The organism is Streptomyces tibetensis (assembly GCF_040647715.1).
GTDB classification, from domain to species: domain Bacteria; phylum Actinomycetota; class Actinomycetes; order Streptomycetales; family Streptomycetaceae; genus Streptomyces; species Streptomyces tibetensis_A.
Genome location: NZ_JBEZCR010000028.1, coordinates 1 through 13,181 on the forward strand (window position 1 = coordinate 1; position 13,181 = coordinate 13,181).

2 protein-coding genes are annotated in these 13,181 nt (G+C 75.3%); both read left to right on the forward strand.

What is annotated here, in order from left to right; all coding sequences use genetic code 11:
• Positions 1-10,143: SDR family NAD(P)-dependent oxidoreductase (locus tag AB0B29_RS37625; RefSeq protein ID WP_436845986.1), on the forward strand; the 10,143-nt coding region annotated here is incomplete at its 5' end.
• 66 nt (positions 10,144-10,209) lie between these two features.
• Positions 10,210-13,181: type I polyketide synthase (locus tag AB0B29_RS37630; RefSeq protein WP_362247256.1), on the forward strand; the 2,972-nt coding region annotated here is incomplete at its 3' end.

Consider the following 13,181-nt stretch of genomic DNA (forward strand, 5'->3'; position numbering starts at 1 on the left):
ACACCCCTCTGGCTGGGATCGCTGAAGTCCAACATCGGCCACACCCAGGCCGCCGCCGGCATCGCCGGAATCATCAAAATGATCCAGGCACTGCGACACCACACCCTGCCCCGCACCCTCCACGCCGACCACCCCACCACCAAGGTCGACTGGGAGACCGGCTCCCTCCAACTCCTCGCAGACGCCCGGCCCTGGCCCGCCGATCCCGACCGGCCACGCCGCGCCGGCATCTCAGCCTTCGGCGTCAGCGGCACCAACGCCCACGCCATCATCGAAGAACCACCGGTCTCCGAGGAAACACCCGCGCGCACTCAGACCCCGCCACCCGTCATCGCCTGGCCGCTCTCCGCCCACACCCCCGAAGCCCTGCGCGCCCAGGCCGCCCGCCTGCGCGCCCGGCTCCACCGCACCGCCGACGCCCTCTCCCTCGCCGAGTCCGCCGGCATCGGTCACGGTCTGGCCGTCGGGCGGGCCGCGCTTCCCCATCGGGCGGTGCTGCTCGGTGACGGCGCTGCCCCGCTGGACGCCCTTGCCGCGCTGGCCTCGGGCGAGGTCTCGCCGGACGTCGTCACGGGCAGCGCGGCCGATGTCCGCCGGGTCGCCTTCGTCTTCCCGGGCCAGGGCGCGCAATGGGCCGGCATGGGCGCCGAACTCCTCGATTCGTCACCGGTGTTCGCGGCGGAGCTTGCGCGGTGCGAGGCCGCGCTCGAGCCGTTCGTGGACTGGTCGCTCACCGATGTGCTCCGTGGGACGCCAGGGGCGCCCGGCCTCGACCGGGTGGACGTCGTGCAGCCGGTGACCTTCGCCGTCGTGGTCGGTCTCGCGGCGATGTGGCGGTGGCTCGGTGTCGAGCCGGCTGCCGTGGTCGGTCACTCCCAGGGCGAGATCGCCGCCGCCCACGTCGCGGGGGTGCTCTCCCTGGAGGACGCCGCCAAGGTGGTGGCGCTGCGCTCTCAGCTCATCGCCCGTGAACTCGCGGGGCGGGGCAGCATGGCATCGGTTGCCCTGGCCGCGGCCGACGTCGAGTCGCTGCTGGCTGGCGCTGAGGCCGGTGGTGGTGTCCGGGACGTCGAGATCGCGGCCGTCAACGGGCCGGAGACGACCGTCGTCTGCGGCCCGCCCGGCGCGGTGGACTCGCTGCTGGGCGTGCTGGAGGGCGAGGGCGTCCGGGTCCGTCGCATCGACGTGGACTACGCGTCGCACTCCCGCCATGTCGAGGGGATCCGGGAGGAGTTGGCGGCCGTGCTCGCGGCGATCCGGCCGCGCGCGGGCCGCGTGCCCTTCTACTCGACCGTCGAGGCGGAGCCGCTGGACGGGACCGCGCTCGACGCCGGGTACTGGTACCGCAACCTGCGCCACCGGGTGCGGTTCGAGGCCGCACTGCGGGCGATGCTGGCCGACGGGGTGGACGCCTTCGTGGAGTGCTCCCCGCACCCGGTTCTCACCGTCCCCGTGCGGCAGACACTGGAGGACGCGGGGGCGGGCGCGGTGGCCGTCGGCTCGCTGCGGCGCGACGACGGCGGCCTGCGGCGATTCCTCACATCCGCCGCGGAGGCCCAGGTCGCAGGGGTTGCGGTGGACTGGGCTGCGCTCTGTCCGCGTGCGGGGTGGGTGGACCTGCCCACCTACGCCTTCCAGCGCGAGCGGTACTGGGTGGCCCCGGCGGAACCGGGACCGGCGGCCGGGGCGGGTTCCGTGGCTGCGACCGGTCCGGCGGCGGGCGCCCAAAGCGGCTCCGGGCAGGAGGATGCCGCCTCGGCGTACGGTGACCGGCTCGCCTACCACGTCGCCTGGCAGGGGCTGCTGCCGGGTGCCGACGCCTGGCGGCCGGGGACACGGCTGCTGATCGTGCCGACCGGAGAGGTGGAGGCCGGGGTCGCCGATTCCGTGGAGCAGGCGATCGCCTCCTTCGGAGGGACGGTCCGCCGGGTCACGGCCGACCCGCTGTCGACCGGCCGCGACGGTCTCCGCGCGCTGCTCGCGCCCGTGGTCGCCGGGGAGGAGCCGCTGAGCGGTGCCGTGTCGCTGCTGGGCCTGTGCACGGACGGCCACCCGGAGCATCCCGGTGTGCCGGCGGGAGTCACCGGGACCCTCGCCCTCGTCCAGGCGCTGGCCGATCTCGGCGTCGCCGTTCCGCTGTGGACCGTCACCCGGGGTGCCGTCGCCGCCGGGCCGGACGAGGTGCCGTCCGCCGAGGGGGCCCAGTTGTGGGGCCTGGGGCGGGCCGCGGCGCTGGAGGTGCCCGAACTGTGGGGCGGTCTCGTCGATCTGCCCGAGCGGCCCGACGCCCGGACCTTCGACCGGCTCGCCGCGGTGCTCGCCGGGACCGTGACCGAGGACCAGGTCGCCATCAGGGCGTCGGGTGTCTTGGGCCGCCGGATCGTGCGGACCCCGGCGGGAGCGGCGCCGCCCGCGTGGCGGCCCCGGGGCACGGTCCTCGTCGTCGGGGACTCCACGACGGTGCCCGCCCCGCTGCTGCGGTCCCTGCTGGACGACGGAGCGGAACGCGTGGTGCTCGCCGGGACGGCGGCTGACGCCGGGACGGCCGAGCCGGCCCCCGACTCGGCTGTGGTCCGGATCCCATGTGATGTCACCGACCGGTCCGTTCTGGCCGGTCTGCTCGCGGAGTACCGTCCCGCCGTCGTCGTCCACGCGCCGCCGCTGGTGCCGCTGGCGCCGCTCGTCGAGACGGCGCCCGGTGACATCGCCGAGGCGGTGGTCGCGAAGACGGCCGTCGCCGGTCATCTGGTCGGTCTGGCGGCCGAGGCCGGTCTGCAGGCGCTGGTGCTGTTCTCCTCCGTCTCGGGTGTGTGGGGCGGCGCGGCCCAGGGCGGTTACGCGGCGGCCACCGCGCACCTGGACGCCCTGGCCGAACGCGCACGGGCCGCCGGTCTGCCCGCGGTGTCGGTCGCGTGGAGCCCCTGGGCGGGCGGCGCCCATGCGGAGGGCGCCGACGAGGAGTTCCTGAGCCGGCGCGGGCTGGTCCCGCTCGATCCCGATGCGGCGGTGCGCTCGCTGCGGCGGCTGCTGGCGGGGGGCAGCGCGTGCGGCGTCGTCGCCGACGTCGTGTGGGACCGCTTCGTCGCCTCGTACACGTCCGTACGGCCGGCAGCCCTGTTCGACGAGGTGCCCGAGGTGCGGGAGCTGCACTCCGCGCGGCGCGCGGCGGACGCCGAGGACCCGGCCACGGCCGAGCTGGTGCGGGAGCTGTCCGCCCGGTCAGGCGACCAGCGGCGGGCCGCGCTGCTGCGACTGGTCCGCACCCATGCCGCAGCCGTGCTGGGGAAGGCGTCCGGCGACGCGGTGGACAGTAAGCGGGCGTTCCGTGAGCTGGGCTTCGAGTCGCTGACGGCGGTCGAGCTGCGCGGCCGGCTCGCGGGGGCGACCGGGCTGACGCTGCCCGCCTCCCTGGTCTTCGACCATCCCACCCCCGCCGCACTCGCCCGCCACCTCGAAGAGCGGCTCTTCGGCGACGAGGCCGGCACGGCCGCCGCCGCGAAGGCACCGGTGGCACGGAAGGCGGACCTGGGCGAGCCGATCGCGATCATCGGCATGGCGTGCCGGCTGCCGGGCGGGGTGGGGTCCCCGGAGGACCTGTGGGAACTGCTCTCCGACGGGGCCGATGCCATCACCGCCTTCCCCACCGACCGGGGCTGGGACAACGACGCTCTCTACGACCCCGACCCTGCCGCGTCGCGCCGCACCTACGCCCGCGCGGGCGGGTTCCTGCACGACGCGGCCGAGTTCGACCCCGGCTTCTTCGGGATCAGCCCGCGCGAGGCGCTGGCGATGGACCCGCAGCAGCGGCTGAGCCTGGAGACAGCCTGGGAGTCCTTCGAACGGGCCGGGCTCGACCCCACGCGACTGCGCGGCAGCCGCACGGGGGTCTTCGTGGGCACGAACGGCCAGCACTATGTGCCGTTGCTGCAGAACGGCGGCGCGGACGGCGAGAGTTTCGACGGCTACATCTCCACGGGCAACTCCGCCAGCGTGATGTCCGGGCGGCTGTCGTACGTCTTCGGGCTGGAGGGGCCGGCGGTCACCGTCGACACGGCCTGTTCCGCCTCCCTCACCGCGCTGCATCTGTCGGTGCAGTCGCTGCGCCGTGGGGAGTGCGATCTGGCGCTGGTCAGCGGCGCCACGGTGATGTCCACTCCGGAGATGCTTGTGGACTTCGCGCGGCAGCGTGCGATCTCGCCGGACGGCCGCTGCAAGGCGTTCGCCGAGGCCGCCGACGGCGTCGGTCTGGCCGAGGGTGCCGTGGCGCTGCTGGTGGAGCGGTTGTCGGACGCCGAGCGGCTCGGCCACCGCGTGCTGGCCGTCGTGCGGGGCACCGCCGTCAACCAGGACGGCGCCAGCAACGGTCTGACCGCCCCCAGCGGGCCCGCCCAGCAGAACGTCATCCGCGACGCCCTCGCCGACGCCGGCCTCAGCGCGGCCGACATCGACGCCGTCGAAGCCCACGGCACCGGCACCCACCTCGGCGACCCCATCGAAGCCGGCGCCCTGCTCGCCACGTACGGACAGGCCGAAGACCGCGGTCCTCTGTGGCTCGGGTCGCTGAAGTCCAACATCGGCCACACCCAGGCCGCCGCAGGTGTCGCCGGAGTCATCAAGATGGTGCAGGCGCTGCGGCACGACACCCTGCCGCGCACGCTCCACGTCGACCGCCCCACCAGCAAGGTCGAGTGGGAGACCGGCCGGGTGCGGCTCCTGACCGACGCCCGGCCCTGGCCCGCCGATCCCGACCGGCCACGCCGCGCCGCCATCTCCGCCTTCGGCATCAGCGGCACCAACGCCCACGTCGTCATCGAGGAACCGCCCCGGACGGCCGTACCCGAGTCGCCCGAGCCGCCTCCGGCGGACGCGCCGCTGTCGGGGGACCAGGACCGGTGGGAGGGGGTGACCGTGCCGCTGATGCTGTCCGCGCACAGCGAGGCCGCACTGCGCGATCAGGCGCGCCGGCTGTGCGCTCAGCTCCTCGCGGGTCCCGACGGGCGTCCCGCCGACGTCGGGCACGCCCTGCTCAGCACCCGCGCCCGCTTCCCACGGCGAGCGGCGGTGGTCGGCGAGAGCATGGCGGAGCTGGCCGAGGCCCTGGACGCCGTCGCCGAAGGCGGCCCGCATCCGCTGGCGGCGACCGGCACCGCGGGAACGGCCGAGCGTGTCGTGTTCGTGTTCCCCGGCCAGGGATCGCAGTGGACCGGGATGGCCGAGGGGCTGCTGGAGCGTTCCGGCGCGTTCCGGAGTGCGGCCGGCTCCTGCGACGCCGCGCTGCGGCCGTACCTTGGCTGGTCGGTGCTGAGCGTGCTGCGCGGGGAACCGGACGCGCCCTCGCTCGACCGGGTCGACGTCGTGCAGCCGGTGCTGTTCACGATGATGGTCTCGCTCGCGGCGGTCTGGCGTGCGCTGGGGGTGGAACCGGCGGCGGTCGTCGGGCACTCGCAGGGTGAGATCGCCGCTGCCCATGTCGCCGGGGCGCTGTCGCTGGACGACTCGGCCCGGATCGTCGCCCTGCGCAGCCGGGCGTGGCTCGGACTGGCGGGCAAGGGCGGCATGGTGGCGGTGCCGATGCCGGCGCAGGAGCTGCGGCCGCGGCTGGTGACGTGGGGGGACCGTCTCGCCGTCGCCGCCGTCAACAGCCCCGGTTCCTGTGCCGTCGCCGGCGACCCGGAGGCGCTGGCCGAACTGGTCGCGCGGCTGACCGGTGAGGGGGTGCACGCCCGGCCGATCCCCGGCGTCGACACGGCGGGCCACTCGCCGCAGGTGGACGCGTTGCGGGCGCACCTGCTGGAGGTGCTGGCCCCGGTCGCCCCCCGGCCGGCCGGCATCCCGTTCTACTCGACGGTGACCGGCGGGCTGCTGGACGGCACTGAGCTGGACGCGGCGTACTGGTACCGCAACATGCGCGAGCCCGTCGAGTTCGAGCGGGCCACACGGGCGCTGATCGCCGACGGGCACGACGTCTTCCTGGAGACGAGCCCGCATCCCATGCTGGCCGTGGCCCTGGAGCAGACGGTCACCGACGCCGGTACCGACGCGGCGGTGCTCGGGACCCTGCGCCGCCGACAGGGCGGTCCTCGCGCGCTGGCCCTGGCCGTCTGCCGCGCCTTCGCGCACGGCGTGGAGGTCGACCCGGAGGCGGTCTTCGGTCCGGGCGCACGGCCCGTGGAGTTGCCCACCTATCCGTTCCAGCGGGAGCGCTACTGGTGTCACCCCGGTGTCCGGGGCGGCGACCCGGCCTCCCTGGGCTTGGACGGTGCCGATCATCCGCTGCTCGGCGGCGGCGTGGAACTGCCCGACTCCGGCGGCCATGTGTACACCGCGCGGATCGGCGTCGACGGGTTCCCCTGGATGGCCGACCACACCCTGCTGGGAGCGGTGCTGTTGCCGGGTGCGGCCTTCGCCGACCTCGCGCTGTGGGCGGGGCGCCAGAGCGGCGCCGGGCGGATCGAGGAACTCACGCTGTCGTCGCCGCTGACGGTGCCCGCCGACGGTGGGGTGCGGCTGCGGCTGAGCGTGGCGGGCCGGGGGCCGGGCGGGGACCGCCGCTTCACCGTCCACGCCCGCCCGGAGGACGCCGCCGACTGGAGCCTGCACGCCGAGGGCCTCCTCTCACCGGACGAGGGCGCGGGTGAGGGTGCGGGTGAGGGCGCTGCCGCTGTTCCGCCAGGCGCCGAGCCGCTGGACGTCAGCGACTTCTACGACCGGTTCGCCGAGCGCGGCTACGGGTACGGGCCCGTGTTCCGCGGGCTGGTGGCGGCGTACCGGCACGGTGCCGACATCCACGCGGAGGTGGCGCTGCCCGGGTCGGCCCAGGGCGACGCGTCGCGGTTCGGACTGCATCCCGCGCTGCTGGACGCGGCCCTGCAGACGATGAGTCTCGGGACGTTCTTCCCCGAGGACGGGCGGGTGCGGATGCCGTTCGCGCTGCGTGGCATACGGCTGCACCGCTCGGGTGCCGACCGGATGTGGGTCCGGGTCTCGCCGGTGGCCGAGGACGCGGTCCGGGTCCAGTGCGCCGACGCCGAGGGGCGACCGGTCGCCGAGATCGACTCGATCGTCATGCGCCCGGTCGACCCGGGTCACCTGGCGCACGTCGGCCTCAGCGAGGTTCCCGACTCCCTGTTCGCACTCGCCTGGGACGCCGTTCCCACGCCCGGCGCCGCGGCGGACGGCGCCGCCGCTGCGCTGCGCTGGGTGGTCGCGGGCCCCGACGCCCTGTCCCTGGCCGAGGCAGCCGACGCTCACCTGCCCGACCTGCCCGTCCCGGGCGCCGAGGCAGGCGGGGAGTCGGCACCCGACGCGGTCGTGTTCGGTGTGGCGGGCGGGGACGGGGGCCTCGACCTCGAGGCTCGGGACGTCGTCCGCCGGGTGCTGGAGCTCGTGCAGCGGTGGCTCGCGGCGACGGCCGGAACCGAGGGGCCGCGGCTCGTCGTGGCGACCCGGGGCGCGGTCGCGGTGCGGGACGACGGCGAGGTGACCGACCCGGCTGCGGCCGCCGCGTGGGGTCTGCTGCGTTCCGCGCAGGCCGAGGAACCGGGCCGGTTCCTGCTCGTCGACGTGGACGACGACCCGGTGTCGGTACGAGCCCTGCCCGCCGTCCTCGCCTCGGCCCTCGCCTCGGGCGAACCGCAGACGGCGGTGCGGGCCGGCACGGCGTACCTGCCCAGGCTGGACCGCGTCGGCGGCACGTCCGTCGGCGGCACACCCAACCGCCCGAACGGTCACTCACCGTCCCCCGTCGGCGCCGCGCTCATCCCGCCGGCCGGGGGCGGTGCGTGGCGGCTGGGCCGGAGTGCGGACGGCACCCTGGACGGGCTGGCCCTGCTGCCCGCTCCCGATGCGGACGCCCCGCTGGAGCCGGGGCAGGTGCGGGTCGCCGTGCGTGCCGCCGGTGTCAACTTCAGGGACGCCCTCCTCGCACTGGGCATGTATCCGGGCGAGGCGGAGCTGGGCACCGAGGGAGCGGGCGTCGTCACCGAGGCCGGTCCCGGAGTCACCCGGTTCCGCCCCGGCGACCGGGTGCTGGGCCTGTGGAACGGCGGCTTCGGTCCCGTGTGCATCGCCGACGAGCGGCTGCTCGCGCCGGTCCCGGACGGCTGGTCGTTCGTCCGCGCCGCGTCGGTCCCGGCAGTGTTCCTGAGCGCCTACTACGGCCTGGTCGCCCTGGCCGGCCTGCGGCGCGGGGAGACGGTGCTGGTGCACGCCGCCGCCGGAGGCGTCGGTATGGCCGCCGTGCAGATCGCCCGTCACCTGGGCGCGGAGGTGCTGGCGACCGCGAGCCCCGCCAAGTGGGACGCCCTGCGCGGCCTGGGGCTTGCGGACGAGCACATCGCCTCCTCCCGCACCCTCGACTTCGCGACGGCGTTCTCCCGCGAGAGCCGGCCGGTCGGCGTCGATGTCGTCCTCAACTCCCTGGCGTACGAGTACACCGACGCGTCCCTTACCCTGCTCGGCCCCGGCGGACGGTTCCTGGACCTGGGCCGAACCGACGTACGCGATCCGCTCCGGGTCGCCGCGGACCACCCCGGCGTCCAGTACCGGGCGTTCGGCCTGGACGAGGTGGACCCCGGTGAACTGGGCCGGATGCTCACCGAGTTGATGGAGCTGTTCGAGCGGGGCGCGCTGCGGCCCCTGCCGGTCGCCACGTACGACGTGCGCCGCGCCGCCGGCGCCCTGCGCACGATCAGCCAGGCCCGGCACGTCGGCAAGCTGGTGCTGACGATGCCGCCCGCGTTCGGCCCGTTCGGCACGGTGCTCATCACGGGCGGCACGGGGACGATCGGCAGCCGGATCGCCCGGCATCTGGTCACCCGGCACGGCGTGCGCCACCTGCTGCTGGCCTCGCGCGGCGGCCCGGACGGAGACGGCGCCGCCGGACTCGTCGCGGAACTGGCCGAAGCGGGCGCGTCGGCCACGGTCGTCGCCTGCGACGTCGCCGACCCCGACGCGGTGCGGCGGCTGCTCGCCGAGGTACCCGAGCAGCAGCCCCTGACAGCGGTGGTGCACAGCGCGGGCGTCCTCGACGACGGCATGCTGCCCTCCCTCACCCCCGAACGGCTGGAACGGGTGCTGCGGCCCAAGGTGGACGCCGCCGTGCACCTGGACCGGCTCACCCGGGACCTGGACCTGTCGGCGTTCGTCCTGTTCTCGTCCAGCGCCGCGCTGCTGGGCAGTCCCGCCCAGGGCAACTACGCGGCGGCCAACGCCGTGCTCGACGCCCTCGCGGCCCGGCGGCGCTCGCTCGGTCTGCCGGCGGTTTCGGTGGCCTGGGGGCTGTGGACGGACAGCAGCCGTATGCACACGCTGGACCAGGAGAGCCTGGGCCGTCGGTTCGCGCGGAGCGGTTTCCCGCCCATGCCGGCGTCCCTGGCCACCGCGTTGTTCGACGCGACGCTCGGGGTGGACGAGTCGGTCCAGTACCCCATGCGGCTGGATCTGGCCGCGCTGCGTGCCACCGGTACGGTCCCGCCCCTGCTGTCGCGGCTCGTCACACGTGCTTCGGACGGCACGGCGGCCCGGCAGGGCCGGACGGACGCCGTCGGCGGCAACGGCCAGGTGAGCGGTGAGGCGTTCGCGGAGCGTCTGTCCGCCCTGTCGGACGAGGAACGCCTCGACACACTGCTGGAGCTGGTGCGTGAGCTCGTCGCCGCGGTGCTGGGCCACGGTTCCGCCGCCTCGGTCGCCTCGGACCGGGCCTTCCGCGAGGCGGGCTTCGACTCCCTGACCGCGGTGGAACTGCGCAACCGGCTGGCCGCGGCGACGGGTCTGCGGCTGCCCGCGACCCTGGTCTTCGACCATCCGACGCCGACCGCGCTGGCCGGCCGTCTGGACGAGTTGCTCACGCCGCGGCGGGCCGCCGGTACCGGCCCCGTCCTGGCCGGACTCGACCGGATCGAGGAGGCGCTGGCCGTCCTCGCCCCCGACGGCACGGCCGCCACGGTTCCCGCTCCGCGGACGCCGGGCGAGATCGCGTCGCACCTGGACGCCCTGGCCGGCCGCTGGCGCGCTCTCCACAGCACCACCTCGAACACCGGCGACACCGTCCAAGGCACCGGCGACCGCATCGACGACGTCCTGGACGCCGCGGCCGACGACGAGATCTTCGCGTACATCGACGAACGGTTCGGCACGTCCTGACCCCACCCGGCCGGCAGCTGCTGCCCGGCCGGACCTGGACCGCACAGCCTCGAAGGGAAGACCGCTGTGGAGAACGAAGCTCCGAAGGAGTCGAACGAGCCGGACGCGGCGAAGCTGCGCTCCTACCTCAGGCGCGTGACGGCCGAGCTGCACCGGGCCACCGAGCAGCTGCGGGCCGTCGACGAGCGGGCGCGGGAACCGATCGCGATCGTCGGCATGGCCTGCCGGCTGCCCGGCGGGGTGCGCGGGCCCGAGGACCTGTGGGAGCTGCTGCGCTCGGAGACCGACGCCGTCTCCCCCGCACCCTCCGACCGCGGCTGGGACGTGACGGCGATGTACTCGCCCGACCCGGACCGGCCGGGGACGACGTACTGCCGCGAGGGGGGATTCGTCCGGGGAGTCGACCGGTTCGACCCCGGCCTGTTCGGGATCTCCCCGAACGAGGCACTGGCCATGGACCCCCAGCAGCGGCTCCTGCTGGAGACGGTGTGGGAGTCGCTGGAACGGGCCGGCATCGACCCGAAGTCGCTACGGGGCAGCCGCACCGGGGTGTTCGCCGGTGCCTGGGAGAGCGGCTACCAGAAGGGGCTGGACGCGGCCGACGCAGGGCTGGAGGCCCAGCTCCTGGCCGGGATCGTCAGTTTCACGGCGGGCCGGGTCTCGTACACCCTGGGTCTGGAGGGTCCCGCCCTCACGGTGGACACGGCGTGTTCGTCGTCGCTGGTGGCGCTGCATCTGGCGGTGCAGTCGCTGCGCCGCCGCGAGTGCGACCTGGCCCTCGCCGGCGGTGCGACGGTCATCGCCGACCCCGCCCTCCTCGTGCAGTTCTCGCGGCAGCGGGCGCTGGCGCCGGACGGCCGCTGCAAGGCCTTCGCCGAGGCCGCCGACGGTTTCGGGCCCGCCGAGGGTGCCGGGATGCTGCTGGTGGAGCGGTTGTCGGATGCCGAGCGGCTCGGCCACCCGGTGCTGGCGGTCGTGCGCGGCACCGCCGTCAACCAGGACGGCGCCAGCAACGGCCTGACCGCCCCCAGCGGGCCCGCCCAGCAGAAGGTGATCCGGGAGGCCCTGGCCGACGCCGGCCTCTCCGCCGACGACATCGACGCCGTCGAGGCCCACGGCACCGGCACCCCCCTCGGCGACCCCATCGAAGCCGGCGCCCTGCTCGCCACCTACGGACACCCCAAGCGCCGGACGCCGGTCTGGCTCGGGGCGCTGAAGTCCAACATCGGCCACACCCAGGCCGCCGCCGGCGTCGCCGGAATCATCAAGATGGTGCAGGCGCTGCGGCACGACACCCTGCCGCGCACCCTGCACGCCGACCGTCCCAGCACCAAGGTCGACTGGGAGGCCGGTTCCCTCCGACTCCTCGCGGACGCCCGGCCGTGGCCCGCCGATCCCGACCGGCCGCGCCGCGCCGGCGTCTCCTCGTTCGGCGTCAGCGGCACCAACGCCCACGTCGTACTCGAAGAACCACCCGCCCCGGCCGAAGCACCTCCGCCGCCCCCGGCCGCGTCCCCGGCGACCGTCCTCCCGTTGTCGGCCGCCGGTGCGGTACCCCTGCGCGAGCAGGCCCGGCGGCTCGCCGATCACCTCGCCGCCCATCCGGAGATCACGCCGGCCGATGCCGCGTACTCCGCCGCCACCACCCGCGCGGCGCTCTCCCACCGGGCCTCGGTCCCGGCCGGCGACCGTGAGTCGCTGATCGCGCGGCTGCGCTCGGTGGCGGAGGAGCGGCCGGAGCCGGCGGTCGTGCTGGGCGAGGCCGGCAGCGACCGCGCGCCCGCCTTCGTCTTTCCCGGACAGGGCGCCCAGTGGGCCGGACTGGGAGCGCGGCTCCTCGCGGACTCCCCCGTCTTCCGCGCCCGGGCCGAGGCTTGCGCGCGGGCGCTGGCGCCCCACCTCGACTGGTCGGTCCTCGACGTGCTGGCCGGCGCCCCGGGCACCCCTCCCATCGACCGGGCCGACGTGGTGCAACCGGTGCTGTTCACCACGATGGTCTCGCTGGCAGCCCTCTGGGAGGCCCACGGGGTGCGGCCGGCCGCGGTCGTGGGCCACTCCCAGGGCGAGGTGGCCGCGGCCTGCGTGGCCGGTGCGCTGTCGCTGGACGACGCCGCCCTGGTGATCGCCGGACGCAGCAGGCTGTGGGGGCGGCTGGCCGGGAACGGCGGGATGCTCGCGGTGATGGCTCCGGCCCAGCGGATCCGTGAGCTGCTCGAACCATGGCGTCAGCGGATCTCCGTGGCGGCGGTCAATGGCCCCGCCTCGGTCACCGTCTCCGGTGACGCGCTCGCGCTGGAGGAGTTCGGCGCGCGGCTCTCCGCCGAGGGGGTGCTGCGCTGGCCGCTGCCGGGTGTCGACTTCGCCGGCCACTCGCCGCAGGTGGAGGAGTTCCGCGCTGAGCTCCTGGACCTGCTCTCCGGCGTACGGCCGGCTCCCGCGCGGATACCGTTCTTCTCCACCGTGACCGCCGGTCCTTGCGGCGGCGACCAGCTGGACGGGGCGTACTGGTACCGCAACACGCGCGAACCCGTGGAGTTCGACGCCACGGTCCGGGCCCTGCTGCGCGCGGGCCATCACACGTTCATCGAGGTCGGTCCGCATCCGCTGCTCAACGCCGCGATCGACGAGATCGCAGCGGACGAGGGGGTACCGGCCACCGCCCTGGACACGCTCCAGCGGGGCGCGGGCGGCCTCGACCGCATGCGCCACGCGGTGGGTGCCGCTTTCGCGCACGGGGTCCGGGTCGACTGGAACGCCCTGTACGAGGGCACCGGTGCGCGCAGGGTGCCGCTTCCGTCGTACGCCTTCCATCGTGACCGGTTCTGGCTGCCGACCGCTGTCGCCCGGCGGACCGCGACGTCGTCGTCCCGGCCCACGGACGCCTGGCGTTACCGGGTGACCTGGACGGCCCTGGAAACTCCCGCCGGAGACGGGAGGCTGACGGGCCGTTGGCTGGTGATCGGTCAGGACGGGGACTCCCTGATCCCCGACATCACCGCCGCCCTGCACACCGCCGGCGCCGACACCCACACCCTCAC